Below are 23,751 nucleotides of genomic sequence, written 5' to 3'. Positions count from 1 at the left end.
TACTAGCGTTGCCGGCACGGCGCCGCCGGGGGCCACTATCGGGGACAACACGGATGGACAAACAGCAAGCCAGGCGCCAGGTCATCGCCAGTCTCGAGGCCGGGCGCTCCAAGGGCGAAACCTTTGCCGCCTTTGCCGGCAGCGGGATCAAGGAGCGACTGCTGGCGTTCTGGATCGCCGCCTATTCCGACCCGGCGCTGTATGCGCGGCACCGGCGCAAGATCCAGATCCTGCTGGCGGTGATGCTGCTGCAGGCGGTGGTCGGCGCGGTGGCCGGGTTCTTCCTCGGTTCGGTCATAGGCCCGAAGGCCGCCTGGCTGTTCGGGCTCTTGGGCGGGGTGGTGCCGCTGCTGTTCGCCTGGGGCTTCCATAAACCTTCGGCCAACGCCTACACCTTCTATGCCCTTCTGACCCTGTCGCAATTCCCGCGCTTGTTCGAAGGTTATGCCGAGGACCCGCTGGGCACTTTGATCGGCGCGGCCTTAACCTTGGGCGTGGTGTTTTTCGCCATGTATGTGCGCAGCCTGATCTTTCCGGATTTCGCCTTTATCGGGCCGCGCAAGGTCAAGGGCCGCTACGTGTTCTCCAGCTAGGGCAGGGCGGCGCAAGGCTTATTCCAGAGCCTTGTGCTTTGCTTGGCCCAGATCAATGTTCTTGTTCGACAAACCTACTAGATTGGCCCGGTGTTAGCCCCGAGGAGCTGGCGCCGCGCAACCCTGGACCGGGTCGATGATCCGGTCCAGGGCGATGCACAGCAGGACGCTGGCATTCCTCTTCACTCCGTTCAAGGACGAATTTACTGATGCGCCATACCGAACGAACCTTCGATATCCAGCCGCTGCAACAGGCGGATATGACCATCAGCCTCAATGGCCAGCCGGTGACGGCGGCGATTGGTGAAACCGTACTCAGCGTCATCCAGTCCCTCGGGCTGCGTCAGGTGGCGCGCAACGACCACGGCCAGCTGGCCGGCGCCTATTGCGGCATGGGCGTGTGCCATTGCTGCCTGGTGCAGATCGACGGCCGACACAAGCGCCGGGCCTGCCAGACCCAGGTGCGGCCGGGCATGCAGGTGCAGACCGAGGTCAACCGCATCGTCGCGGCGGAGGAGGTGCTATGAGCCTGAATCCACTGATCGTCGGCGGCGGCCCGGCGGGCATGGCCGCGGCCATCGAACTGGCCGAGCACGGGGTGCGCAGCACCCTGATCGACGAGGCCTCGCGCCTGGGCGGCGTGGTCTATCGCGGGCCGCTGCGCGACGGCGTGCAGCTGGATTATCTGGGGCCGCGTTATTGCGAAGCCCTGGCGAAACTGCACGGTGCTTTCTCCGACTGCGAACAGATGATCGACGTGCGCCTCAACCACCGGGTGGTGGGGGCCGAAGGCAAGGGCAGCCTGGTCCTGCTGGATGCCGACGAGCAGCTGCAGGAAGTGGTCTATCCGCAGTTGCTGCTGGCCGCCGGCTGCCATGAACGCAGCGTGCCGTTTCCCGGCTGGACCCTGCCCGGGGTGATGCTGCTGGGCGGCTTGCAGTTGCAGATCAAGAGCGGCGTGGTCAAGCCGCGCGGGCCGGTGGTGATCGCCGGCACCGGGCCGCTGCTGCCGCTGGTGGCCTGCCAGCTGCACGCCAGTGGCGCGCATGTGGCGGCGGTCTACGAGGCCTGCACCTTTGGCCGGATCGCCAAGGAAAGCCTGGCGCTGCTGAACAAGCCGCAGCTGTTCCTCGACGGCCTGAGCATGCTCGCCTACCTCAAGCTGCACCGTATTCCCCTGCATTACGGCTGGGGCGTGGTCGAGGCCCAGGGCGCGGACGGGCTGGAAAGCGTCAGCGTGGCGCCGTACTCGGCGCGCTGGGAACCGGACCTGAGCCGCCAGCAACAGGTCGCCGCGCAGACCCTGGCGGTGGGCTACGGTTTTATCCCGCGTACCCAGCTCAGCCAGCAGATGGGCCTCAACCATGGCTTCAGCCACGACGGCTACCTGCGCGCCACGGCCAACGTCTGGCAGCAAAGCAGCGAGCCGCACATTCACCTGGCCGGCGACATGGGCGGGATCCGCGGCGGTGAGGCGGCGATGCTCACCGGGCGCATCGCCGCGCTGTCGATCCTGATGCAGCGCGATGTGCTGAGCAACGAGGCGGCCCTGGAGCGGCGCCAGAAGTACCAGAACAAACTGGCCTCCATCACGCGTTTTCGCGCGGCGGTGGACCGCTACACCGAACGCGGCACCGGGCAGATCGAACTGCCGGCCGCCGACACCCTGATCTGCCGCTGCGAACACGCCACCCGTGGCGATATCGACCGCGCCCTCGAGCAGGGCGTGCAGGACATGGCCAGCCTGAAGATGCGCACCCGGGTGAGCATGGGCGACTGCCAGGGCCGCATGTGCGTGGGCTATTGCAGCGACCGTTTGCGCCAGGCCACCGGGCGCCAGGATGTGGGCTGGCTGCGCCCGCGTTTCCCCCTGGACCCGATTCCCTTTTCCGCTTTCCCTCAACCGAGCAAGGACGCTTTGAATCATGAGTAAGTTCTACGACGTGGTCATCGCCGGCGGCGGTGTGATCGGCGCTTCCTGCGCGTACCAGTTGTCCAAGCGCAAGAACCTGCGGGTGGCGTTGATCGACGCCAAGCGCCCGGGCAATGCCACCCGCGCCTCGGCCGGCGGCCTGTGGGCCATCGGCGAGTCGGTGGGGCTGGGCTGCGGGGTGATCTTCTTTCGCATGATGTCGGCGCGCAACAAGCGCCAGGCCCAGGGTTCGGCGGTGCTGGTGGACTCCAGCACGCCGCATATCCTGCCGCAGTCGTTCTTCGACTTCGCCCTGCAATCCAACGGCCTGTACCCGCAGCTGCACCAGGAGCTGCGCGAGCGCCATGGCATGGACTTCAAGTTCGAGCGTACCGGGCTGAAGTTCGTGATCTACGACGACGAGGACCGGCTCTACGCCGAGCACATCGTGGCCTGCATCCCGCACCTGGCCCATCAGGTGCGCTGGCTCGACCAGGCGGCGCTGCGCGAGGCGGAGCCGAACGTCAGCCATGACGCCCAGGGGGCCTTGGAATTTCTCTGCGACCACCAGGTCAACCCGTTCCGCCTGGCCGACGCCTACACCGAAGGCGCGCGGCAGAACGGCGTGGACATGTACTTCAACACCAACGTCACCGGCGTGCTGCACCAGGGCAGCCGGATCAGCGGGGTGCAGACGGCGGAGGCGGGGCTTTTCCATTGCGACACCCTGATCAACGCCGCCGGCGCCTGGGCCGCCGAGCTGAGCCTGCAAGCCACCGGTGCGAGCATCCCGGTGAAGCCGGTCAAGGGCCAGATCCTGCTCACCGAGCGCATGCCGCAACTGCTCAACGGTTGCCTGACCACCAGCGATTGCTACATGGCGCAGAAGGACAACGGCGAGATCCTGATCGGCAGCACCACCGAGGACAAAGGCTTCGACATCAGCACCACCTACCGGGAAATCCAGGGCCTGGTGCAGGGCGCGGTGCGCTGCGTGCCGCAACTCGAACAGGTCAACCTCAAGCGCTGCTGGGCCGGCTTGCGCCCGGGCTCGCCGGATGAGCTGCCGATCCTCGGGCCGATGTGCGGGGTAGAGGGCTACCTCAATGCCTGCGGGCACTTCCGCACGGGCATCCTGACCTCGGCGATCACCGGGGTGCTGCTGGATCGGTTGGTGAATGAGGAGGCGTTGCCGCTGGATATCACGCCGTTCCTCGCCGAGCGTTTCGGTCTGCAGGCGGTGGCGCCGTTGCAGGTGGCGCTGGCCTGAGCCTGGCGCGGTGCTTCAGAAGCACCGCGTCGCCCTTGAGCCTTTTCGCGGGCAAGCCTCGCTCCTACAGATGCACGCATATCTTCTGTAGGAGCGAGGCTTGTCCGCGATGGAGGTAAACGATAACGCGGTGTTACTGAAACACCGCGCCGTTTCGTGGCTTCAAACCATCGGTGTACTGACAAACAACTCCAACCCTTGCGCATACTCCGCAAACGCCTTGACCCTTGGAAACCGCGTGGCATCCAGGTGCTCGGCCACCACCAGCTGGGTAAAGCTCCAGGCCACGGCCAGGCTGATGCCGGCCTGATCGATGTTGCCGTCGGTGGCCAGCGGGCGTTTTTCCAGTTCGTTTTCCAGCTCGCCATAAGCCGCCGCCAGTTGCCCGCGAACCCGCTCCAGCCACGGTTCGTGCTGTTTTTCCGCGGGGCGCAGCTGGTACTCGTAGTAGATCTGCACCGACTTCTCGCATGCCGCCAGCGCCAGGCCGATCAACCGCAGGTCATGGGCCCGCGCCTGGGGCGCCGCCGGCAACAGGCTGCGGCCGGCCAGGGCTTCCAGGTAGTCGATGATCAGGCACGAATCCATCAGCACCGTACCGTCGTCGCAGATCAGGGTCGGCGCCTTGACCACCGGGTTGATGCGCTGGAACTGCTCGAAGGTGCGAAACACCGACAACGCCTCATGCTCGAACGGGATATCCAGGCGCTTGAGGGTAATGGCGACACGGCGAACATAGGGTGAATCGAGCATACCGATCAGTTTCATTGAGCATTTCCTTGTGCGGAACAACGAGACAGGGGGAGGGCAGCGGCTAATTTAGCGGCAAATGTCCGGGGCTGGCTATCGGGGGCTGGTGATTGCTGTCAATCACCGATGACGGCTATTCCAGGTGCAATAAGACGAGGGTGAACGTTCTCGGGTGGCTGTCGGCGCAACGTTCGCGAGCGATCTGAAAATATGAGGCCGGTTATAAGCGTCGGAGTTGTACAAGTCCCGCCAAGTACTTCTGTCTATATACCGTTGATAACGGTTGAAAACCCGCAGCCTGATATTGCACTGCGGGTTCAAGTGCCCGAAACAGTAGTGAGCCCGTTCGACTGTTTCGGTTTGGCCGGCTCAATAAACCGCCGTGCATTTCAAACCGCTTGTTTATTGTTCGCTCCAGGCGATTGCCCGATTGAAGGCCTCATAGGTTTCGGACTCGGTAAACTCTGCAGTCGGAACAATCTTGAGTGATTTCAGCAGGTCCTCAACATCGTCCTGCAGCCCGACTTGCACGAAGAACTGCTGGATACTGCTCATCTCGCTGTTGGTCAGGCTGCCCAGGAAATTCTTGCCCTGGTAGTTCTCGGCTACATAAAAGCTGTAGTTATTGTTGCCAACCCTGGACTTGTAGATTGACGTCAACCCACCGCTGCCCAAGGTGATTTTACCGTCGCTTTCCTCTTTCATCTCTCGGGCGATAGTGTCGTGATCGGTCTCTCCCGCATTCTTGGTTCCGCCGAAAAACTGCGGCATGCCGCCATACACGAGATTGGCGCGTTTAATGGGGAAGTAGAGGTAGCCATTATCCTCGTCTTCGGAATGAAGAAGAATTGCGTATGCTTTATCGACCATGATGCGCTCCTTGCGTGAGTTTGAACGTTTAACCTCAAGCTTCCCTGGCACTACGAGGGACGTGTCCTGATGCCCATGACCAGCACTTGATTGAGCAGCGCAAGCACGAGTGTGCTGTGGAGCATCCGTTACCCAGCGTAGGTGAGCGATGTAGCCGGTGCCGGTCTTTCAGATGAAAAGCATGCGATGGCACGGGAGCCGCCAGACGGCCTCGTAGCGGAGTGTGGCAGCGCTATTGTGTAGGAAGGCTGAGTGTTGGCAGGAGAAGCGCTATGCATCCCACCCGAACCGCCCTTGTCCTTGCTGGTGGCGGCAGCCTCGGGGCTGTCCAGGTGGGGATGCTGCGGGCGCTGATCGAAAAACACGTGGTGTTCGACCTGGTGGTCGGGGCGTCGGTCGGCGCCCTCAACGGCGCCTACTTTGCCGCCAGGCCCAATGCCCGCGGCGTCGCCGAACTGGCCGATTTCTGGCGTGGCTTGCGCAAGGCCGACGTGTTTCCGTTTTCCGTGATTGACGCGCTGTCATCCGTGCTCAAGCGTCGCGGCTGCCTGTTGCCCTCATCGGCGCTGGCGAGCCTGGTGCGCCGGGTGCTGCCGGTCACCCGCATCGAAGACACCGAACTGCCCCTGCATATCGTCACCACCAACCTGCTCACCGGGGCCGAAGAGCTGTTATCCAGCGGCAGCGTCGAGCAGGCCCTGCTGGCCAGTGCCGCGATTCCGCTGGTGTTTCCGTGGGTGCAGATCGGCGACAAGCTGCTGGTCGACGGCGGCGTCGCCAGTAACACCCCGATCGCCGCGGCGGTGTCGCTGGGCGCGACCCGGGTCATCGTGGTGCCGACCGGATTCGGTTGCGCCTGCCCGCGACCGCCGAGCGGCTTGATCGCCCTGGCCTTGCACACCCTGAACCTGATGAGCATGCGCCAGCTGGTGCGGGACATTGAGCTCTATTCGCCACAGGCGGCGATCCATGTGGTCGCGCCGTTGTGTCCGCTGGGCATTTCGGTGTTCGACTTCAGCCAGACCGAGCAACTGTTGCAACGGGCCCACCGGCAGACCCTGGCCTGGGTCGAGGAGGGCGGCCTGCTGCGCACCGGCGTGCCGGGGGCGTTGCAGGCGCATACGCACTCGGCGGGGTGAGGCTCAGTCCTCGAACCCCGCCTGCTCGTGAATCTCGTCGACCTTCAGTTCCAGGCGGTAGGCCACGGCGATGAACAGCGCCTGGCACAGGCACAGGGTCGCGCTCAAAGAGCGGAAGGCGAAGGAGCTGCCTTCGTTGACCAGCAGTACGCTGTTGGCGCGCTTGGCCAGGGGCGACAGGTTGCTGTCGGTGATGATCAGGGTCTTGGCCTGATGGTGCTGGGCGATGCGCAGGCAGTGCTGGGTTTCCTTGGCATACGGGGTGAAGCTGATGGCGATCACCAGGTCGTTGGGGCGGATGCTGCGCATCTGCTCGCGGTAGCTGCCGCCCAGGCCCGACACCAGGTGGATGCGCTTGTTGGTGTGCTGCAGGTTGTACACCAGGTAGTCGGCCACGGCGAAGGAGCGGCGCACCCCGACCACGTAGATGTTGTCGGCGTTGACCACCAGGTCCACGGCCTTGTCGAAGGCTGCGTCATCCAGCTCCAGGCCCAGGCGCTCGATGCCCGACAGGGTGGCATTGATGCACTCGCGCGCCAGGTCGCCGCCGCTGGCCTTCTGCGACTTGTTGGCGATCATGCTGCGGATGCGCTGCTGGTAGTTCTGTACCGGGGTGGTCTTGTGGGTGTAGGCCTCGCGAAACAGCGCCTGCATCTCGCTGAAGCCGCTGAAGCCGAAGCGCTGGGAGAAGCGCACGATGGCCGAAGGGTGCACCTCGCATTCGCGGGCGATGTCGCTGATGCGGTCGACCATGATCCGGTCGCTCTGCTGGCTCATGTAGCTGGCAATGCGCTTGAGCTGGCGCGGCAGGCTTTCGTATTCCTGGGTGATCAGCTGCAACAGGCGTTCGGCATTGATCGGGGGGCTGGCGAGGTCGCTGTCTTGCGGGCTCTCGGTCGTGGCCGGCTGATCGGTGCGGGACATAGGCAATCCTTCTGTGCTTACTGGCTTGTACTTGATGGGAACGGGCGGGTTGATCCATTCCCTGACAATAGGTGGGCTGTGCGCAGTCTACAGGGTCGGCGCAGGGAAAATCTTGAGGCGCGGACCCGCAGGCCGTCTGCTGAAACGATGCACGCTGCCTGGACCGGCCTTGAAAAAGTTTATTGGAAAAAATATTCCACGTAAAAATTTTATAGAAAAAATATTGATTGGTGCCGGTGAACGTTTTAGTCTGCATCCACCACGAGCGTTCGGCGCCTTCCTCGGTGCCACGCGCAGGCTGATAAAAATAACAGGAGCCAGCATGGGCCAGACTCGTTTTGCCAATGGGCGTCAATTGGATCTGATTTGCCTCGGACGCCTGGGCGTCGACCTCTATGCGCAGCAGGTCGGGGCCCGGCTGGAAGATGTCTCAAGCTTCGCCAAATACCTCGGCGGCTCGTCCGCCAACATCGCCTTCGGCACCGCGCGCCTGGGCTTGCGCTCGGCGATGCTGAGCCGGGTCGGCGACGATCACATGGGGCGGTTCCTGGTGGAGTCCCTGGCCCGCGAAGGCTGCGATGTCAGCGCGATCAAGGTCGATCCGCAGCGCCTGACCGCGCTGGTCCTGCTCGGTCTCAAGGACCGCGAGACCTTCCCCCTGGTGTTCTACCGCGAGAACTGCGCCGACATGGCCCTGCGCGCCGAGGACATCAGCGAAGCCTTTATCGCCTCCAGCAAGGCCTTGCTGATCACCGGCACCCATTTCTCCACCGACGGCGTGTACCAGGCCAGCCTCCAGGCTCTGGCGTACGCCGAGCGGCACAACGTCCAGCGCGTGCTCGACATCGACTACCGCCCGGTGCTCTGGGGCCTGGCGGGCAAGGCCGACGGCGAGACCCGCTTTGTCGCCGACCAGAACGTCAGCGCCCATGTGCAGAAGATCCTGCCGCGCTTCGACCTGATCGTCGGCACCGAAGAAGAATTCCTCATCGCCGGCGGCAGCGACGACTTGCTCAGCGCCTTGCGCACCGTGCGTTCGCTGACCGCCGCGACCCTGGTGGTCAAGCTCGGCCCCCAGGGCTGCACGGTGATCCACGGGGCGATCCCCGCGCGCCTGGAAGACGGCGCCATTTACCCCGGGGTGCGGGTCGAGGTGCTCAACGTGCTGGGGGCGGGCGATGCCTTTATGTCCGGCTTCCTCAGCGGCTGGCTGGAGGACGCCAGCGACGAGCGCTGCTGCCAGTTGGCCAATGCCTGTGGCGGCCTGGTGGTGTCGCGCCATGCCTGCGCGCCGGCGATGCCGACCCGCGCCGAGCTGGATTACCTGTTCAACAGCCCGGTGCCCATCACCCGACCGGACCAGGACACGACCCTGCAGCGCCTGCATCAGGTCAGCGTGCCGCGCAAGGCCTGGAAGCAGCTGTTCATCTTTGCCTTCGACCATCGCGGGCAGTTGGTGGAACTGGCGCAGAAGGGCGGGCGCGAGCTCAAGGCCATCGGTCAGCTCAAGCAGCTGTTTATCCAGGCCGTGGAGCGGGTCGAGGCCGACTTGCGCGCGCAGGGCGTCGAAGCCGATGTCGGCCTGCTGGCCGACCAGCGTTTCGGCCAGGACTCGCTGAACGCCGCCACCGGCCGTGGCTGGTGGGTGGCGCGGCCGGTGGAAGTCCAGGGCTCGCGGCCGCTGGCCTTCGAACACGGGCGTTCGATCGGCAGCAACCTGATTGCCTGGCCCCAGGAGCAGATCATCAAGTGCCTGGTGCAGTACCACCCGGACGACGAGCCGCTGCTGCGCCTGGAACAGGAAGCGCAGATCAAGGGCCTGTACCAGGCGTCCCAGGTCAGCGGCCATGAGCTGCTGCTGGAAATCATTCCGCCCAAGGACCATCCCTCGACTCACCCGGACGTGCTCTACCGCGCCCTCAAGCGCCTGTACAACCTGGGCATCTTCCCGGCCTGGTGGAAGATCGAGGCGCAGAGCGCCGAAGACTGGACCCGGCTCGATGAGTTGATCGAGGAGCGCGACCCCTATTGCCGTGGTGTGGTGCTGCTGGGCCTCAACGCCCCGGCGGCGGCCCTGGCCGAGGGCTTCCGCCAGGCCGGCAACAGCCGCACCTGCCGCGGGTTCGCCGTGGGCCGCACGATTTTCCATGAGCCGAGCCGGGCCTGGCTGGCCAGCGAGATCGACGACGAAACCCTGATCCGCCGGGTGCAGGCGACCTTCGTCGAGCTGATCGACGCCTGGCGCGCCGCCCGCGCCTGAGCATAGAGCCTGACCGCAAGAGCCTTGACGCAACACCTGTAGCCGCTGCCGAGCGTAGCGAGGCTGCGATCGGTGGCGCAGCCACCGCAAGCGTTGTACCTGACACTACGCGTTGTCAGGTTTTGCGAGCGCTGCGCGCTCGATCGCAGCCTCGCTACGCTCGGCAGCGGCTACAGGGCTACAGGGCTACAGGGGCTACGGCAGTGGGTACGAGGCCGGGAATTTTTCAGAACGCTTTAGAAAACAATAAAAGGTGCAGCCATGCCCGCAATCCGAATTGGCATCAACCCGATTTCCTGGAGCAACGACGACCTGCCGTCCCTCGGCGGCGAAACGCCTTTGAGTACGGCGCTGAGCGAGGGCAAGGCAATCGGCTACGAAGGTTTCGAGCTCAACGGCAAGTTCCCCAAGGATGCCAAGGGCGTCGGCGATGTGCTGCGCCCGTATGACCTGGCGCTGGTTTCGGGCTGGTATTCCAGCTGCCTGGCACGGCGTTCGGTGGCCGAGGAGATCGACGCCATCGCCAGCCATGTCCAGCTGCTGGCGCAGAACGGCGCCAGGGTGCTGGTCTACGGCGAGGTCGCCGACTCGATCCAGGGCCAGCGCATTGCCCTGGTGGAGCGTCCGCGTTTTCACAGCGAGCAGGCCTGGCAGGAATACGCCGACAAGCTCACTGAGCTGGCGCGTTTCACCCTGTCCCAGGGCGTGCGCCTGGCGTACCACCACCATATGGGCGCCTACGTCGAATCGCCGGCGGACATCGATAAGTTGATGAGCCTGACCGGCAGCGAAGTCGGCCTGCTGTTCGATTCGGGCCACTGCTACATGGGCGGCGGCGAACCGCTGGAGGTGCTGCGCAAGCACATCGGGCGCATCTGCCACGTGCACTTCAAGGATGTGCGCAAGCCGGTGGTGCAGCTGGCGCGCAACAACCTGTGGAGTTTCCCCGACTGCATCATCAACGGCACCTTCACCGTGCCGGGGGATGGCGACATCGATTTCGCCGCGCTGCTGGACGAGCTGCTGGCCGCCGATTACCAGGGCTGGCTGGTGGTGGAGGCCGAGCAGGATCCGGCGGTGGCACCGAGTTACATCTACGCGAAGAAGGGCTACGACACCCTGCGCGCATTGCTCGATGAGAGGACTGCCCCATGAGCCTGCTGGTAAAAAGCGCGGCCAAGGGCCGGACCATGGTGCAGTTGACTGAGGGCCGATTGCAGTACGTCGGTTTTGCCGCCTACCGCCTGAGCCTCGGTGAAAGCCTGCCCCTCAGTGCCGGTGATAAAGAACTGTGCCTGGTGCTGCTCAGCGGGCGCATCGGCATCCAGGGCGAGGCGCCGGGGCAGGGCGCCTTCGGCTGGGACAACCTCGGCGACCGGCAGTCGGTGTTCGAGGACAAATCGCCCTTCGCCGTCTACCTGCCACCCGGCAGCCAGGCCCAGGTCACCGCCCTGAGCGATGTGCAGATCGCCGTCTGCGCCGCTCCCGGCTCCACGACCAACGACCTCGGCCCACGGCTGATCCTTCCTGCGAGCATGAAGCGCAGCGTGCGCGGCAAGGGCGCCAACACCCGCTATGTCTGCGACATCCTGCCGGACAGCGAGCCAGCCCATTCGTTGCTGGTGGTGGAGGTGCGTACGCCGTCCGGGCATTCCTCCAGCTACCCGCCGCACAAGCACGACACCGACGACCTGCCGCACCAGAGCTTTCTCGAAGAGACCTATTACCACCAGGTCAATCCGCCCCAGGGCTTTGTGTTCCAGCGGGTCTACACCGACGACCGCAGCATCGACGAGGCCATGGCCGTGGAACACGGCGACTTGGTGGTGGTGCCCAAGGGTTACCACCCGGTCAGCGTGCCCTATGGCTACGAGTCCTATTACCTGAACGTCATGGCCGGGCCCAAGCGGGTCTGGCAGTTCCATAACGATCCGCAGCACAGCTGGCTGCTGGATCTCTGATTTCCAACCTTCGAATGGAGAACAAGAACAATGAGTGACGCCCCGGTAATCGGCCATTACATCGACGGTCAGGTGCAAGGCAGCGGCGAGCGTTTCGCCAATGTGTTCAACCCGGCCACCGGCCGCGTGCAGGCCCGGGTCGCCCTGGCCAGCCAGAAGACGGTGGACGACGCCGTTGCTTCGGCGATGAAGGCCTTCCCGGCCTGGTCCGAGCAGTCGGCGCTGCGCCGTTCGCGGGTGATGTTCAAGTTCAAGGAACTGCTGGACCAACACCATAACGAGCTGGCAGAGATCATCACCCGCGAGCACGGCAAGGTGCTGTCCGACGCCCGTGGCGAGGTGACCCGCGGCATCGAGATCGTCGAGTTCGCCTGTGGCGCGCCGAGCCTGCTGAAAACCGACTTCAGCGACAACATCGGCGGCGGCATCGACAACTGGAACCTGCGCCAGCCCCTGGGTGTGTGCGCCGGGGTCACCCCGTTCAATTTCCCGGTGATGGTGCCGCTGTGGATGATCCCGCTGGCCCTGGTCAGCGGTAACTGCTTCATCCTCAAGCCGTCCGAGCGTGACCCGTCCGCCAGCCTGCTGATGGCCCGCCTGCTGACGCAAGCCGGGCTGCCCGATGGCGTGTTCAACGTGGTCCAGGGTGACAAGGCGGCGGTGGACGGGCTGTTGCAGCACCCGGACATCGAAGCGATTTCCTTTGTCGGCTCGACACCGATCGCCGAGTACATCCACCAGCAGGCCACCTCCCGCGGCAAGCGCGTGCAAGCCCTGGGCGGGGCGAAGAACCATATGATCGTGATGCCCGATGCCGACCTCGACCAGGCCGCCGACGCGCTGATCGGCGCGGCCTACGGCTCGGCCGGCGAGCGCTGCATGGCGATCTCCATCGCCGTGGCGGTGGGCGAGGTCGGCGATCGGTTGATCGAGAAACTGCGGCCGCGCATCGACCAGTTGAAGATCGGCAACGGCATGCAGGGCGACAGCGACATGGGGCCGCTGGTGACCGCCGAGCACAAGGCCAAGGTTGAAGGTTTTATCGACCAGGGCGTGGCCCAGGGCGCGCAACTGCTGGTGGACGGCCGCGGCTTCAAGGTGCCGGGCGCGGAGCAGGGCTTTTTTGTCGGCGCCACCCTGTTCGACGGCGTGACCACGGAGATGAGCATCTACCAGGAAGAAATCTTCGGCCCGGTGCTGGGCATCGTCCGGGTGGCGGATTTCGCCAGCGCGGTGGCGCTGATCAACGCCCATGAGTTCGGCAACGGCGTGTCCTGCTTCACCAGTGACGGCGGCGTGGCCCGGGCCTTCGCCCGCAACATCAAGGTCGGCATGGTCGGCATCAACGTGCCGATTCCGGTGCCCATGGCTTGGCATTCCTTCGGTGGCTGGAAGCGCTCGCTGTTCGGTGATCACCACGCCTACGGCGAGGAAGGCCTGCGTTTCTACAGCCGCTACAAGAGCGTGATGCAGCGCTGGCCGGACAGCATCGCCAAGGGCCCCGAGTTCAGCATGCCGACCGCCAAGTAAAACCCTTCAACCCGTTGCTCTGGAGAACAAGAATAATGAGCCAGCCCCTGCGTTTCGCCCTGAATCGTATGGTTGCCCCACGTTTGAGCCTGCCGGCGTTCATCGAGCTGGCGGTGACCCTGAAAGCCGATGCCATCGAGATCCGCAATGACCTTGCGGGCGTGGAAATCGAAGACGGCACGCCGCCGCAACAGGTGCGCCAGTTGTGCGCGGCCCACGGCATCCAGATGCTGTCGATCAATGCGCTGTACCCCTTCGATGTGTGGAACGACGAGCGTCGCGCCCAGGCCCTGAAGCTCGCCGCCTATGCCCGCGACTGCGGCGCCCGCGGCCTGGTGATGTGCCCGCTGAACGACCGCGCCGATACCCGCAACGAGGCCGAGCGCAGCGCCGGTTTGCGCACTGCCTTGACTGAGCTGGCGCCGATCCTGCGCGAGCACGGGATTCTCGGTTTTATCGAACCCCTGGGCTTCGAGGAATGCTCCCTGCGGCGCAAGCGCACGGCGGTGGAGGCGATCCGCGCCATCGGCGGGCTGGATGTGTTCCGCCTGGTGCACGACACCTTTCACCATCATCTGGCCGGGGAGCAGGAGTTCTTCCCCGAGCTCACCGGGCTGGTGCATATCTCCGGGGTCGAGGACCGCGAGGCGCCGCTGGCGAGCATCCGCGACGGCCACCGGGTGCTGGTGGGCGAGGGCGACATCCTCGGCAACGCGGCGCAGATCGAGACCCTGCTCGAGCGTGGCTACAGCGGCCACCTGTCGTTCGAACCCTTCGCCGACAGCGTGCATGGGCTGGCGGATATCCAGCGGGCGATCGGCGCGAGCATCGACCACCTCAAGCACGCCCTGGCCTGATGCATTCCCCCACTGTAGGAGCGAGCTTGCTCGCGATGGACGCTAACGATGACGCGATATGCCTGTAGAAACGCGGTGCGTCTGAATCCATCGCGAGCAAGCTCGCTCCTACAGGGTTCAGCGTATCTATTGAAGGTGCAGATATGACTACGACACGACTGACCATGGCCCAGGCCCTGGTGAAATTCCTCGACAACCAGTACGTCGAGATCGATGGGGTGCAGAGCAAGTTCGTCGCCGGGATCTTCACCATCTTCGGCCACGGCAACGTGCTCGGCCTGGGCCAGGCCCTGGAGCAGGACAGCGGCGAACTGGTGGTGCATCAGGGCCGCAACGAGCAGGGCATGGCTCATGCAGCCATCGGCTTCGCCAAGCAGCACCTGCGGCGCAAGATCTACGCCTGCACCTCGTCGGTGGGCCCGGGCGCGGCGAACATGCTGACCGCCGCGGCGACCGCCACCGCCAACCGCATTCCTTTGTTGCTGCTGCCCGGCGATGTCTACGCCAGCCGTCAGCCCGACCCGGTGCTGCAACAGATCGAGCAGTTCCACGATCTGAGCATCAGCACCAACGATGCCTTCAAGGCCGTGAGCAAATACTGGGACCGCATCAACCGTCCCGAGCAACTGATGACCGCGGCGATCCACGCCATGCGCGTGCTCACCGACCCTGCGGAAACCGGCGCGGTGACCCTGGCCTTGCCCCAGGATGTGCAGGCCGAGGCCTACGATTACCCGGATTACTTCCTGCAAAAACGCGTGCACCGCATCGAACGCCGGCCGGCCACCGCGGCCATGCTCGAGGATGCTGTGGCGGCCTTCACCGGCAAGCGCAAGCCGCTGATCATCTGCGGCGGCGGGGTCAAGTACTCCGGGGCCAACGAAGCGCTGCAAGCCTTTGCCGAGCGCTTCGGCATTCCCTTCGCCGAAACCCAGGCCGGCAAGAGCGCGGTGGTTTCCAGCCATCCGCTGAACCTCGGCGGCATCGGCGAGACCGGTTGCCTGGCGGCCAACCTGCTGGCGAAAGAGGCGGACCTGATCATCGGCATCGGCACCCGCTACAGCGATTTCACCACCGCCTCGAAGTCGCTGTTCCGCGCCGATGCGCAGTTTCTCAACCTCAATATCAGCCCCTGCGATGCCCTGAAGCTCGACGGCGTGCAGCTGCTGGCGGATGCCCGGGAAGGCCTGGACGGGCTGGCCGAGGCCCTGGCGCGCAGCGATTACCAGGCGGCCTGGGGGGCGCAGATCAGCCAGGCGCGGGCGCAGCTGGACGCGGAGGTGGACCGGGTCTACCAGGTCGAATACCACGCCGAGGGTTTTGTCCCGGAGATCAACGACCACATGGACCCGGCGGTGCTGCGCGAATTCATCGAGCTGACCGGCTCCTGCCTGACCCAGAGCCGGGTGCTGGGGGTGCTCAACCAGACCCTGGCCGACGACGCGGTGATCGTCGCCGCCGCCGGCAGCCTGCCCGGCGACCTGCAACGCAGCTGGCGCAGCAAGGGGGTCAACACTTACCACGTCGAGTACGGCTATTCCTGCATGGGCTACGAGGTCAACGCGGCCCTGGGGGTCAAGCTCGCCGAGCCCCAGCGCGAGGTCTACGCCCTGGTGGGCGACGGCTCCTACCTGATGCTGCATTCGGAGCTGGCCACCTCGATCCAGGAGCGGCGCAAGATCAACGTGGTGCTGCTGGACAACATGACCTTCGGCTGCATCAACAACCTGCAGATGGAACACGGCATGGACAGCTTCGGCACCGAGTTCCGCTTCCGCAACCCGGAAACCGGCAAGCTCGACGGTGCCTTCGTGCCGGTGGATTTCGCCATGAGCGCGGCGGCCTATGGCTGCAAGACCTACAAGGTGAGGACGGTCGAGGAGCTGCAAGCGGCCCTGGCCGATGCGCGGACCCAGAGCGTGTCGACCCTGATCGATATCAAGGTCCTGCCCAAGACCATGATCCACAAGTACCTGTCCTGGTGGCGGGTCGGGGTGGCGCAGGTGTCCACCAGCGCCCGTACCGATGCGGTGGCCAGACAACTCAACGAACGCCTGGCCAAGGCCCGGCAGTACTGATTGCTCTCGAACGAACAACAACAGGAGTAGCACCATGTCTTTGAAACTGGGCGTCATCGGTACCGGGGCCATCGGCCAGGACCATATCCGTCGTTGCAGCCAGACCCTGCTGGGCAGCCAGGTGGTGGCGGTCACCGATATCAACCTGGAGCAGGCGGCGAAGGTGGTGGCCGAGCTGAAGATCGCCGCCGAGGTGTATCCCGATGGCCACGCGCTGATCAAGGCGCCGGAGGTCGAGGCGGTGCTGGTCACCTCCTGGGGGCCGAGCCATGAAGAGTTCGTGCTGGCGGCCATCGCCGCCGGCAAGCCGGTGTTCTGCGAGAAGCCGCTGGCAGTGACCGCCGCCGGCTGCCGCAAGATCGTCGAGGCCGAGATGGCCCACGGCAAGCGCCTGGTGCAGGTGGGCTTCATGCGCCCCTACGATGCTGGCTACCGCGCGCTGAAGGCGGTGATCGACAGCGGCCAGATCGGCGAGCCGCTGATGCTGCACTGCGCCCACCGCAACCCGCGGGTCGGCGAGAACTACAAGACCGACATGGCGATCACCGACACCCTGATCCATGAGCTGGACGTGCTGCGCTGGCTGCTGGCCGACGACTACGTGTCAGTGCAGGTGGTGTTCCCGCGCAAGTCGAGCAAGGCGTTGGCGCATCTGCGCGACCCGCAGGTGGTGCTGCTGGAAACCGCCAAGGGCACGCGCATCGACGTCGAGGTTTTCGTCAACTGCCAGTACGGCTATGACATCCAGTGCGAAGTGGTGGGCGAGACCGGCATCGCCAAATTGCCGGAGCCGTCCCAGGTGCAGTTGCGCAGCGAGGCCAAGCTGTCCAACGCGATCCTGATGGACTGGAAAGACCGCTTTATCGCCGCCTATGACGTCGAGCTGCAGGCCTTTATCGACGGCGTGCGGGCCGGGCAGGTGGGCGGTCCTTCAGCCTGGGACGGCTATGCCGCGGCGGTGGCCGCCGATGCCTGCATCGAGGCGCAGAACAGCGGGCAGATCGTCAAGGTCGCACAGCCGCCGCGCCCGGCGTTCTATGGCTGAATGCTGATTTTGTAGGAGCAGCCGGTCGACGCTCGATTGCCCGCGATGAACCTGAGAGCGCCGCGTTTATCCAGAAAATACGCGTCATCGTTAACGTCCATCGCGAGCAAGCTTCGCTCCTACAGACCAAACAGTATGTAGCCGCTGCCGAAGGCTGCGATCGCGACCGAAGGGCGCGCAAGGCCTCAAGATCGCTGAAGGCCTTCGGCCTTATCGCAGCCTGCGGCAGCGGCTACAGGCCACCACTTGAGATTCGGGGAGGACACTAAAATGCGCATTGCACTGGACCCCTACATGTACCGCCACCTGCCGCTGGGCCAGATGACCGACAAGGCCGCCGAGCTGGGCTATGAGTACATCGAGCTGTCGCCCCGCGAGGATTTCCTGCCGTTCTACAAGGCGCCCCGGGTCGACCGGGCGAGGATCAAGGCGTTTCGCAAGGCCCTGGGCGACAGCGGCGTGCAGCTCTCGTCGCTGCTGCCGATGTACCACTGGGCCGCCGCCGACGAAGGCTTGCGCGTGGCGGCGGTGCGCAACTGGAAGCGGGCGATCCAGATCGCCGTGGAACTGGACTGCGAGCTGGTCAACACCGAGTTCACCGGCCAGTCGGACAACCCGCTGGTGTGCGAGAACCAGTTCATGCGCTCCATGGACGAATTGATCCCGGAGTTCGAGCGCGAGGGCATCAAGCTGGATATCCAGGCCCATCCCTATGATTTCTGCGAGCGCAACAACGAGTCGGTGGACATCATCCGCGGCTTCGACCGGGACTGGATCAACTACCTGTACGCGGCGCCGCACACCTTCTTTTATGACGACGGCAAGGGCGACATCGCCTCGATGCTCAAGTACGCGGGCAGCAAGCTCAGCCACCTGATCATCGCCGACACCTACAACCACAAGGCGTCGTCGAGCCTGCGCTATATCGTCAACCCGCCGGGTGTCACCGCCACCGTGCACCAGCACCTGGACATCGGCCAGGGCGAAGTGGACTGGACGGCGTTCTTCGATACCTTGCGCGAGATCCAGTTCGACGGCATCGCCACGGTCTCGGTGTTCGCCTGGGAAGACCGCCCGGACGAATCCAACCGGATGATGCTGGAGCGGGTCAGCGGCGAACTGTGCCGCTGAAGCGACCCCTGTGGTCGGATCATGCGGATCGAATGGGGAGCGGCCGGCATTTCTACGTACCGCCGTTTGTAGGAGCAGCCGGTCGACGCTCGATTGCTCGCGATGAACCTGAAGATGCTGCGTTTCGTCAGGAAATACGCGTCGTCGTTGACCTCCATCGCGAGCAAGCTTCGCTCCTACAAGGGCGAGTTGATTACCGTTACCGCGTGGTCGATCGCAGGCTGCGCCAGCGGCTACAGCAGTACAACGGTTCTATATAAGGAGGGCTTTGCGATGCGCATTGGATTGGTGGGTTACGGCCATGGCGGCCGACATTTTCACGCACCGCTGATTGCCAGCCTGCCCGGCGCGACTTTTGTCGGGGTGGTCACCCGCTCGGCCGAGCGCCGGCAACTGCTGGCGGCGGAGCATCCCGGGGTGCGGGCCTTCGACAGCATCGAGCAACTGGTCGCGGCCGGGGTCGACGGGCTGGTGATTTCCACCCCGCTGGAGGGCCGCGCGGCGTTGGTGCTGGAAGCCATCGAGCGCGGTGTCCCGGTGGTCAGCGACAAGCCCTTCGCCAGCGACGTGGAACAGGCGCGGGCGCTGATCGACGCCGCTGCAACCCGCCGGGTGCCGCTGAGCCTGTACATGAACCGGCGCTGGGACTCGGACTTCCTCACCCTGCGCAAGCTGATCGACAGCGGCACCCTGGGCAGCGTCAGCCGCTTCGAGTCGCGGGTCGAGCGCTATGTGCCGCAGGCCGTGGGCAATGCCAGCGGCGGCGGGTTCCTGCGCGATCTTGGCAGCCATCTGGTGGACCAGGCCTTGCAGCTGTTCGGCCCGGTGACCCGGGTCTACGCCGAGTTGCAGTACGCCGCCCAGGCGCCGACCTGCGACTACGGTTTTTTCCTCGCCCTGAGCCATGCCAATGGCGTGGTTTCACATTTGTCCGGTAGTTGTCTGCAGAACTGCCAGGGACCGCGGTTCCGGGTCAGCGGTTCGGCCGGCAGTTATACGGTCGAGGGCCTGGACGGCCAGGAGCAGGCGCTGGTCGCCGGCCTGTCGCCGCAGACCGAGGGCGAGCGCTGGGGCGTCGAGGAACACCGGCGCTGGGGCTGGTTCGAGCAGGGCGAGATTCGCGAGCGGATAGCCTCCGAGCGGGGCGACTGGTTGCAGTTCTATAAACGCTGGCAGGCGGCGCTGCAAGGGCAGGGGCCGCTGCCGGTGACGCCGGCCGAGGCCCTGGCCACCACCCGCGTACTGGACGCCGCGCGCCTGAGCTGGCGCCAGCGCCAGGTGGTGGAAATGGCCGATTTCCGGCTGCAGAATGAATTTGGAATAAAATTCTAAAATGAGTTGATATAGAAATTATTTTCCAATAAAGTCGTTTCCAGGTTGCCGACTAGCAGGGTTCTCGCACCGACCTCAAGCCCGCCTTGAGCCGAGTGGAACCCGCCAACAAAAACAACAGGTACCGTCGATGAAAACCTTCAGTTCCGCTTTGCATCTGCTTCGTCGCGCATTCTTGCGCCGCCGTCCGCTGTCTCGCCAAACATCCCGGCCTGCCGCCATCGTCCAGTCCCTGGTCCGCCTGCTTTGCGTCGAACGCAAGGGCGCGCTGGTGTGCTGCATGCCCGGCGCGCCGATCGTGCGTCTGCCTCACTGAGTGGTTTCTGCGCCTTATCCATAAAACCTACAAGAATGTGGAGAAAGACCTTTCATGAAGACCAAGACCCGTTTTGCCACGCTCGCCCTGTCCCTGTTGCTGGGTAGCGGCTCGGCGTTCGCTGACCTGAAGATCGGCGTGAGCATGTCGCAGTTCGACGACACCTGGCTGACCTACCTGCGCGAATCCATGGACCAGAAAGCCAAGTCCCTGCCGGACGGCGTCACCCTGCAGTTCGAGGACGCCCGGGCCGACGTGGTCAAGCAACTGAGCCAGGTGGAAAGCTTTATCAGCCAGAAGGTCGACGCCATCGTGGTCAACCCGGTGGACACCGCGGCGACCCGCAAGATCACCGAGGCCGCGGCCAAGGCCGGGATTCCGCTGGTCTACGTCAACCGCCGTCCGGACGACCTGAACCTGCCCAAGGGCGTGGTCACCGTGGCCTCCAACGACCTGGAGGCCGGACAGATGCAGATGCAGTACCTGGCCGACAAGATGGGCGGCAAGGGCGAGGTGGTGATCCTGCTGGGCGACCTGGCGAACAACTCCACCACCAACCGCACCAAGGGCGTCAAGGAAGTGCTGGCTAAATATCCGGGGATCAAGGTCGAGCAGGAACAGACCGGGATCTGGCTGCGGGACAAGGCCATGACCCTGGTCAACGACTGGCTGACCCAGGGCCGCAAGTTCGACGCGGTGGTGGCCAACAACGATGAAATGGCCATCGGCGCCGCCATGGCGCTGAAGCAGGCCGGGGTGGAGAAGGGCAGCGTGCTGATCGCCGGGGTCGACGGCACGCCCGATGGCCTGCGCGCGGTGCAGAAGGGTGACCTGGCGGTCTCGGTGTTCCAGGATGCCAAGGGCCAGGCCGACGGCTCGATCGACACCGCGGTGAAGATGGCCAGGCACGAGCCGGTGGAGCAGGCGGTGTGGGTGCCTTATCGCCTGATCACCCCGGAAAACGTCGCCCAGTTCAAATAGGCCCGCTTTAAAAAACGGGTTCAAAAAAGCTCGCCCGTTCCATCACAACAATAAGCCGGCGGGGTGGCCCAGCTACCCCGCGGATGGAGTACCTGATCATGTTCGCTTCAGCGACTGCTTCGAGCATCCCGGCGGCGGCCGTGCCGCCCGCCGCCCAGTCCGGGCAAGAGCCCTATCTGCTGGAAGTCATCAACGTCAGCAAGGGCTTTCCCGGGGTTGTCGCCCTGTCCGATGTGCAGCTGCGGGTGCGCCCCGGCACGGTGCTGGCGCTGATGGGGGAGAACGGCGCGGGCAAGTCGACCCTGATGAAAATCATCGCCGGGATCTACCAGCCGGACGCCGGCGAGCTGCGGCTCAAGGGCCAGCGGGTGAACTTCGAGACGCCGCTGGCGGCCTTGCAGGCGGGGATCGCGATGATCCACCAGGAACTCAACCTGATGCCGCACATGAGCATTGCCGAGAACATCTGGATCGGCCGCGAGCAGCTCAACGGCCTGCATATGATCGATCACCGCGAGATGCACCGCTGCACCACGCTGTTGCTGGAACGCCTGCGCATCAACCTCGACCCCGAGGAACAGGTGGGCAACCTGAGCATCGCCGAGCGGCAGATGGTCGAGATCGCCAAGGCGGTGTCCTACGACTCCGACATCCTGATCATGGACGAACCGACTTCGGCCATTACCGAGAAAGAGGTGGCGCACCTGTTCTCGATCATCGCCGACCTCAAGGCCCAGGGTAAGGGCATCATCTATATCACCCACAAGATGAACGAAGTGTTCGCCATCGCCGATGAAGTGGCGGTGTTCCGCGACGGCGCCTACATCGGCCTGCAACGGGCCGACAGCATGGACGGCGACAGCCTGATCTCGATGATGGTCGGCCGCGAACTGAGCCAGCTGTTCCCGGTGCGCGAGAAGCCCATCGGCGAGCTGCTGATGTCGGTGCGCGACCTGCGCCTGGACGGGGTGTTCGAGGGCGTGTCCTTCGACCTGCACGCCGGGGAGATTCTCGGCATTGCCGGGCTGATGGGCTCGGGCCGCACCAACGTGGCCGAGACGATTTTCGGCATCACCCCCAGCGACGGCGGCGAGATCCGCCTCGACGGCCAGCCGGTGCGCATCAGCGATCCGCACATGGCCATCGAGAAGGGCTTTGCCCTGCTGACCGAGGACCGCAAGCTCAGCGGCCTGTTCCCCTGCCTGTCGGTCCTGGAAAACATGGAGATGGCGGTGCTGCCGCACTACGCCGGCAACGGCTTCATCCAGCAGAAGGCCCTGCGCGCCCTGTGCGAGGACATGTGCAAGAAGCTGCGGGTCAAGACCCCGTCCCTGGAGCAGTGCATCGACACCCTGTCCGGCGGCAACCAGCAGAAGGCCTTGCTCGCCCGCTGGCTGATGACCAACCCGCGGGTGCTGATCCTCGACGAACCGACCCGCGGCATCGACGTCGGCGCCAAGGCCGAGATCTACCGGCTGATCGCCTACCTCGCCGGTGAGGGCATGGCGGTGATCATGATTTCTTCGGAGCTGCCGGAGGTGCTGGGCATGAGCGACCGGGTGATGGTCATGCACGAGGGCGAGCTGATGGGCACCCTCGACCGCGGCGAAGCGACCCAGGAGAAGGTCATGCAACTGGCTTCCGGGATGTCCCTGGTCCACTAGCCGGCAAACGTATCAAGGCTGTCGGCGAGGTGTGTTCGCCGCCGGCCATACAAGAAGAAGGTGAAGGCTTATGAACGCGATACTGGAAAACAAACCCGCGGCGGCGCCAGCCAGAACGCGCCGGCGCCTGCCCACCGAACTGAGCATCTTCCTGGTGCTGATCGGCATCGGCCTGGTGTTCGAACTGTTCGGCTGGATCGTGCGCGACCAGAGCTTCCTGATGAACTCCCAGCGCCTGGTGCTGATGATCCTGCAGGTGTCGATCATCGGCCTGCTGGCCATCGGCGTGACCCAGGTGATCATCACCACCGGCATCGACCTGTCGTCCGGCTCGGTGCTGGCGCTGTCGGCGATGATCGCCGCCAGCCTGGCGCAGACCTCGGACTTCACCCGCGCGGTGTTCCCGTCGCTGACCGACCTGCCGGTGTGGATCCCGGTGGTGGCCGGGCTGGGGGTAGGGCTGCTGGCGGGGGCGATCAACGGCAGCATCATCGCCATCACCGGCATCCCGCCCTTTATCGCTACCCTCGGCATGATGGTCTCGGCGCGCGGCCTGGCGCGTTATTACACCGAAGGCCAGCCGATCAGCATGCTCTCGGATTCCTACACGGCCATCGGCCACGGCGCGATGCCGGTGATCATCTTCCTGGTGGTGGCGGTGATCTTCCATATCGCCCTGCGCTACACCAAGTACGGCAAGTACACCTACGCCATCGGCGGCAACATGCAGGCGGCGCGGACCTCGGGGATCAACGTCAAGCGCCACCTGGTGATCGTCTACAGCATCGCCGGGCTGCTGGCGGGGCTGGCCGGGGTGGTGGCCTCGGCGCGGGCGGCGACCGGGCAGGCGGGCATGGGCATGTCCTACGAGCTGGACGCCATCGCCGCGGCGGTGATCGGCGGCACCAGCCTGGCCGGCGGCGTGGGGCGCATCACCGGCACCGTGATCGGCGCGCTGATCCTCGGGGTGATGGCCAGCGGTTTCACCTTCGTCGGTGTCGATGCCTACATCCAGGACATCATCAAGGGCCTGATCATCGTGGTGGCGGTGGTCATCGACCAGTACCGCAACAAGCGCAAGCTCAAGCGCTGAGCCCTGTGCTTCTGTAGGAGCGAAGCTTGCTCGCGATGGACTTCA

Annotated in this window: 21 protein-coding genes; 18 read left to right on the top strand and 3 right to left on the bottom strand. The window is 64.6% G+C overall.

What is annotated here, in order from left to right:
• The first annotated feature begins 53 nt into the window (after nucleotides 1–53).
• From NRG23_RS06700 to hcnC, 4 genes are all read left to right on the top strand, one after another.
• Nucleotides 54–593 carry a hypothetical protein gene (locus tag NRG23_RS06700; RefSeq protein WP_096373868.1) on the top strand — a complete coding sequence of 180 codons (540 nt, stop codon included), beginning with the start codon at nucleotides 54–56 and terminating at the stop codon, nucleotides 591–593.
• Between the two features lie 209 nt (nucleotides 594–802).
• On the top strand, nucleotides 803–1,120 hold the full coding sequence (gene hcnA / locus NRG23_RS06695; protein WP_009048456.1) for a cyanide-forming glycine dehydrogenase subunit HcnA: 318 nt from the start codon (nucleotides 803–805) through the stop codon (nucleotides 1,118–1,120).
• Nucleotides 1,117–2,526, top strand: coding sequence for a cyanide-forming glycine dehydrogenase subunit HcnB (gene hcnB, locus NRG23_RS06690; RefSeq protein ID WP_257374121.1), 1,410 nt, complete (start codon nucleotides 1,117–1,119; stop codon nucleotides 2,524–2,526). Before hcnA ends, hcnB begins: the two co-directional genes overlap by 4 nt.
• Nucleotides 2,519–3,775, top strand: a complete 1,257-nt coding sequence (hcnC, locus tag NRG23_RS06685; RefSeq protein WP_038579841.1) for a cyanide-forming glycine dehydrogenase subunit HcnC — start codon at nucleotides 2,519–2,521, stop codon at nucleotides 3,773–3,775. The genes hcnB and hcnC overlap by 8 nt, the downstream gene beginning before the upstream one ends.
• Nucleotides 3,776–3,937: 162 nt before the next feature.
• Here hcnC and NRG23_RS06680 read toward each other — a convergent pair whose 3' ends face one another.
• Both NRG23_RS06680 and NRG23_RS06675 read right to left on the bottom strand, forming a co-directional pair.
• Complete coding sequence (locus tag NRG23_RS06680) at nucleotides 3,938–4,543, bottom strand: glutathione S-transferase (RefSeq protein WP_053268785.1); 606 nt, start codon at nucleotides 4,541–4,543, stop codon at nucleotides 3,938–3,940.
• Between the two features lie 384 nt (nucleotides 4,544–4,927).
• Nucleotides 4,928–5,395, bottom strand: a complete 468-nt coding sequence (locus NRG23_RS06675) for an NUDIX hydrolase (protein WP_009048460.1) — start codon at nucleotides 5,393–5,395, stop codon at nucleotides 4,928–4,930.
• Between the two features lie 272 nt (nucleotides 5,396–5,667).
• Here NRG23_RS06675 and NRG23_RS06670 point away from each other — a divergent pair, with 272 nt between their 5' ends.
• Nucleotides 5,668–6,534 (top strand): patatin-like phospholipase family protein, encoded by an 867-nt coding sequence (locus tag NRG23_RS06670; RefSeq protein ID WP_009048461.1) that lies wholly within the window; start codon nucleotides 5,668–5,670, stop codon nucleotides 6,532–6,534.
• A gap of 3 nt (nucleotides 6,535–6,537) precedes the next feature.
• Here NRG23_RS06670 and NRG23_RS06665 read toward each other — a convergent pair whose 3' ends face one another.
• Nucleotides 6,538–7,458, bottom strand: coding sequence for a MurR/RpiR family transcriptional regulator (locus NRG23_RS06665; protein WP_009048462.1), 921 nt, complete (start codon nucleotides 7,456–7,458; stop codon nucleotides 6,538–6,540).
• A 322-nt stretch (nucleotides 7,459–7,780) separates the two neighbouring features.
• Between NRG23_RS06665 and iolC the strand changes: the two genes are divergently transcribed.
• The 13 genes from iolC to NRG23_RS06600 all read left to right on the top strand — a co-directional run bounded on the left by iolC (nucleotide 7,781) and on the right by NRG23_RS06600 (nucleotide 23,706).
• Entirely contained in the window at nucleotides 7,781–9,718 is a 1,938-nt protein-coding gene (gene iolC / locus NRG23_RS06660; RefSeq protein WP_257374120.1) for a 5-dehydro-2-deoxygluconokinase, read from the top strand.
• Nucleotides 9,719–9,979: 261 nt separating this feature from the next.
• Nucleotides 9,980–10,873, top strand: coding sequence for a myo-inosose-2 dehydratase (iolE, locus tag NRG23_RS06655; protein WP_257374119.1), 894 nt, complete (start codon nucleotides 9,980–9,982; stop codon nucleotides 10,871–10,873).
• Complete coding sequence (gene iolB, locus NRG23_RS06650; protein ID WP_124301418.1) at nucleotides 10,870–11,679, top strand: 5-deoxy-glucuronate isomerase; 810 nt, start codon at nucleotides 10,870–10,872, stop codon at nucleotides 11,677–11,679. The genes iolE and iolB overlap by 4 nt, the downstream gene beginning before the upstream one ends.
• A 30-nt stretch (nucleotides 11,680–11,709) precedes the next feature.
• Nucleotides 11,710–13,209, top strand: coding sequence for a CoA-acylating methylmalonate-semialdehyde dehydrogenase (locus NRG23_RS06645; RefSeq protein ID WP_101282251.1), 1,500 nt, complete (start codon nucleotides 11,710–11,712; stop codon nucleotides 13,207–13,209).
• Between the two features lie 35 nt (nucleotides 13,210–13,244).
• The gene (locus NRG23_RS06640) at nucleotides 13,245–14,066 is read left to right on the top strand and encodes a TIM barrel protein (protein WP_038631768.1); all 822 of its coding nucleotides are present in this window, start codon (nucleotides 13,245–13,247) and stop codon (nucleotides 14,064–14,066) included.
• Nucleotides 14,067–14,209: 143 nt separating this feature from the next.
• Entirely contained in the window at nucleotides 14,210–16,144 is a 1,935-nt protein-coding gene (iolD, locus tag NRG23_RS06635) for a 3D-(3,5/4)-trihydroxycyclohexane-1,2-dione acylhydrolase (decyclizing) (RefSeq protein ID WP_124303756.1), read from the top strand.
• 34 nt (nucleotides 16,145–16,178) lie between these two features.
• Nucleotides 16,179–17,189: a Gfo/Idh/MocA family protein gene (locus NRG23_RS06630; RefSeq protein WP_101282254.1), complete on the top strand. Its 1,011-nt coding sequence runs from the start codon at nucleotides 16,179–16,181 to the stop codon at nucleotides 17,187–17,189.
• 270 nt (nucleotides 17,190–17,459) lie between these two features.
• Nucleotides 17,460–18,320, top strand: a complete 861-nt coding sequence (locus NRG23_RS06625) for a sugar phosphate isomerase/epimerase family protein (protein ID WP_257374105.1) — start codon at nucleotides 17,460–17,462, stop codon at nucleotides 18,318–18,320.
• 273 nt (nucleotides 18,321–18,593) lie between these two features.
• The gene (locus NRG23_RS06620) at nucleotides 18,594–19,652 is read left to right on the top strand and encodes a Gfo/Idh/MocA family oxidoreductase (protein ID WP_009048471.1); all 1,059 of its coding nucleotides are present in this window, start codon (nucleotides 18,594–18,596) and stop codon (nucleotides 19,650–19,652) included.
• 130 nt (nucleotides 19,653–19,782) lie between these two features.
• On the top strand, nucleotides 19,783–19,968 hold the full coding sequence (locus NRG23_RS06615; protein ID WP_009048472.1) for a hypothetical protein: 186 nt from the start codon (nucleotides 19,783–19,785) through the stop codon (nucleotides 19,966–19,968).
• A 54-nt stretch (nucleotides 19,969–20,022) separates the two neighbouring features.
• Nucleotides 20,023–20,949 (top strand): sugar ABC transporter substrate-binding protein, encoded by a 927-nt coding sequence (locus NRG23_RS06610; protein WP_257374101.1) that lies wholly within the window; start codon nucleotides 20,023–20,025, stop codon nucleotides 20,947–20,949.
• Nucleotides 20,950–21,047: 98 nt separating this feature from the next.
• The gene (locus NRG23_RS06605) at nucleotides 21,048–22,613 is read left to right on the top strand and encodes a sugar ABC transporter ATP-binding protein (protein ID WP_038636536.1); all 1,566 of its coding nucleotides are present in this window, start codon (nucleotides 21,048–21,050) and stop codon (nucleotides 22,611–22,613) included.
• A 70-nt stretch (nucleotides 22,614–22,683) separates the two neighbouring features.
• Nucleotides 22,684–23,706, top strand: coding sequence for an ABC transporter permease (locus NRG23_RS06600; protein WP_007923642.1), 1,023 nt, complete (start codon nucleotides 22,684–22,686; stop codon nucleotides 23,704–23,706).
• Nucleotides 23,707–23,751: the final 45 nt, after the last annotated feature.

The sequence above is a fragment of the Pseudomonas sp. T8 genome (genome assembly GCF_024610635.1).
Classification (GTDB): Bacteria; Pseudomonadota; Gammaproteobacteria; order Pseudomonadales; family Pseudomonadaceae; genus Aquipseudomonas; species Aquipseudomonas chlororaphis_I.
The sequence above is the reverse complement of the archived record's forward strand: the minus strand, read 5'-3'. Positions and strand labels throughout refer to the sequence as shown.

Bases quoted from the DNA above. Each gene is read 5' to 3' on its own strand.
- hcnB (WP_257374121.1), top strand. From the start codon at position 1,117: ATGAGCCTGAATCCACTGATCGTCGGCGGCGGCCCGGCGGGCATGGCC.
- iolE (WP_257374119.1), top strand. From the start codon at position 9,980: ATGCCCGCAATCCGAATTGGCATCAACCCGATTTCCTGGAGCAACGAC.
- NRG23_RS06670 (WP_009048461.1), top strand. From the start codon at position 5,668: ATGCATCCCACCCGAACCGCCCTTGTCCTTGCTGGTGGCGGCAGCCTC.
- NRG23_RS06675 (WP_009048460.1), bottom strand. From the start codon at position 5,395: ATGGTCGATAAAGCATACGCAATTCTTCTTCATTCCGAAGACGAGGAT.
- NRG23_RS06605 (WP_038636536.1), top strand. From the start codon at position 21,048: ATGTTCGCTTCAGCGACTGCTTCGAGCATCCCGGCGGCGGCCGTGCCG.
- NRG23_RS06625 (WP_257374105.1), top strand. From the start codon at position 17,460: ATGCGCATTGCACTGGACCCCTACATGTACCGCCACCTGCCGCTGGGC.
- NRG23_RS06630 (WP_101282254.1), top strand. From the start codon at position 16,179: ATGTCTTTGAAACTGGGCGTCATCGGTACCGGGGCCATCGGCCAGGAC.
- NRG23_RS06615 (WP_009048472.1), top strand. From the start codon at position 19,783: ATGAAAACCTTCAGTTCCGCTTTGCATCTGCTTCGTCGCGCATTCTTG.
- NRG23_RS06600 (WP_007923642.1), top strand. From the start codon at position 22,684: ATGAACGCGATACTGGAAAACAAACCCGCGGCGGCGCCAGCCAGAACG.
- NRG23_RS06620 (WP_009048471.1), top strand. From the start codon at position 18,594: ATGCGCATTGGATTGGTGGGTTACGGCCATGGCGGCCGACATTTTCAC.
- NRG23_RS06645 (WP_101282251.1), top strand. From the start codon at position 11,710: ATGAGTGACGCCCCGGTAATCGGCCATTACATCGACGGTCAGGTGCAA.
- NRG23_RS06640 (WP_038631768.1), top strand. From the start codon at position 13,245: ATGAGCCAGCCCCTGCGTTTCGCCCTGAATCGTATGGTTGCCCCACGT.
- hcnC (WP_038579841.1), top strand. From the start codon at position 2,519: ATGAGTAAGTTCTACGACGTGGTCATCGCCGGCGGCGGTGTGATCGGC.
- NRG23_RS06680 (WP_053268785.1), bottom strand. From the start codon at position 4,543: ATGAAACTGATCGGTATGCTCGATTCACCCTATGTTCGCCGTGTCGCC.
- iolB (WP_124301418.1), top strand. From the start codon at position 10,870: ATGAGCCTGCTGGTAAAAAGCGCGGCCAAGGGCCGGACCATGGTGCAG.
- NRG23_RS06610 (WP_257374101.1), top strand. From the start codon at position 20,023: ATGAAGACCAAGACCCGTTTTGCCACGCTCGCCCTGTCCCTGTTGCTG.
- NRG23_RS06700 (WP_096373868.1), top strand. From the start codon at position 54: ATGGACAAACAGCAAGCCAGGCGCCAGGTCATCGCCAGTCTCGAGGCC.
- iolD (WP_124303756.1), top strand. From the start codon at position 14,210: ATGACTACGACACGACTGACCATGGCCCAGGCCCTGGTGAAATTCCTC.
- hcnA (WP_009048456.1), top strand. From the start codon at position 803: ATGCGCCATACCGAACGAACCTTCGATATCCAGCCGCTGCAACAGGCG.
- iolC (WP_257374120.1), top strand. From the start codon at position 7,781: ATGGGCCAGACTCGTTTTGCCAATGGGCGTCAATTGGATCTGATTTGC.
- NRG23_RS06665 (WP_009048462.1), bottom strand. From the start codon at position 7,458: ATGTCCCGCACCGATCAGCCGGCCACGACCGAGAGCCCGCAAGACAGC.